Origin of the sequence: Dermacoccus abyssi, assembly GCF_003515945.1 — a bacterium.
In the GTDB taxonomy this organism is placed as follows: domain Bacteria; phylum Actinomycetota; class Actinomycetes; order Actinomycetales; family Dermatophilaceae; genus Dermacoccus; species Dermacoccus abyssi.
This window is the reverse complement of record NZ_QWLM01000047.1, coordinates 1-1428: the sequence shown is the minus strand read 5'-3', so window position 1 is coordinate 1428 and position 1428 is coordinate 1. Positions and strand designations below refer to the sequence as shown.

Below are 1428 nucleotides of genomic sequence, written 5' to 3'. Positions count from 1 at the left end.
GGCTCTTCACAGATGAGGGTGTAGTTGGGGTCTGAATCCCCCGGCTTCCAGGAGTGCTCGGGCGATGTAGTGGGTGAGGTTGCGGAAGCCGAGGGCGAGCCCGCGTAGGTGCTCAAGGCGTCCGTTCACGGCTTCGGTGGGTCCGTTGCTGGTGCGCGGCCGGTCGAAGTAGGCCAGGACGTCACAGACGCGTCTGGCCAGGGTGCGGCCCAGCTTGCGCAGCTCGACCAACGCCGTGGGCACACCATCGGCGAGGGCGTCGATCACGGAGCTCATCTCGACGCGGCCGACGCTCCGGTCGTGGTGACGGTAGGCGGAGATCATGCGCTGATAGATCCCCCAGGTGCACTCGACCTGGATGTGGCGTTCGTCGGCGAAGAGCGACTCGAGGCGCTCGTGTTGGCGGCCGGTGACCAGGTCGGCACCGGTGTGCAGAGTCCGCCGCGCGGTGTAGAGCGGGTCGCCCTTGCGTCCGCGGTGTCCGTGGAGCTCTTGCTGGACCCGGCGGCGGCAATCGTCGAGGGCGTCGCCGGCCAGGCGGACCACGTGGAAGGGGTCCATCACGCAGACGGCGTCCGGCAGCTCTTCGGTGGTGGCGGTCTTGAACCCGAAGAAGCCATCCATCGCGACGACCTCGATACCCCTCCGCCAGGCTTGGTCCCGCTCGGCGAGCCAGTCCTGGAACGCCTTCTTCGAACGGCCATCGAGCATCGCCAGCAGGCGGGAGGGGCCGGTGCCGTCGCGCACCGGGGTGAGGTCGATGATCACAGTGACGTACTTGTCGCCCTTCCTCGTGTGCCGCCAGACATGCTCGTCGACCCCGACCACGCGGACGCCGTCCAAGCGGGACGGGTTATCGATCAGCAGGCGTTGACCTTCGGCCAGAACAGCGTCGTTGGCGGTATTCCACGACACCGCGAGTCCTTCGGCGACGCGGGCCATGGACAGGTGCTGGACCACGATCGCGACCAGGCCCCAACGCAGCCCGGCGCGGGAGATCTTCGCCCGCGGCTCGGCCGCGGCGGTGGTGTCCTGACGCCACACGTGAGCGCACTCGGCACACCGGTACCGGCGCACGGTGACCAGCAAGGTCGTGGGGCGCCACCCGAACGGCTCGTGCGCCAGCTCCCGGGTCACGGTGTCCCGGGATACCCCTCGGCAGCCACACCGGCGGCACCAGTCGTCCGGTTCGACGACCCGGCAGGCCAGCACCGCACGATCCGGCTCGAAAAGTTGCCCGGTGATCTCCAGGCCAAGGTCGTCAACGCGCGTGAAGGTGGTCAGGTCAGGGCACGTGAAGGTAGCGTCAGGCAACGTCGAGGTCTTTCGGATGGCTGCGTGTAGGAACCTCCATCTTCGGAAGACCTCGACACCTACCTCCGGACCGACGCGCCAGCGCCCACTACACCCTCATCTGTGAAGAGCCGC

The 1428-nt window shown here is 68.0% G+C and carries 1 protein-coding gene; it reads right to left on the bottom strand.

Features of this window, described 5'->3' with window-relative positions:
• Positions 1-6 precede the first annotated feature (6 nt).
• Positions 7-1314: an ISL3 family transposase gene (locus tag D1832_RS15030; RefSeq protein ID WP_118915192.1), complete on the bottom strand. Its 1308-nt coding sequence runs from the start codon at positions 1312-1314 to the stop codon at positions 7-9.
• Positions 1315-1428 lie beyond the last annotated feature (114 nt).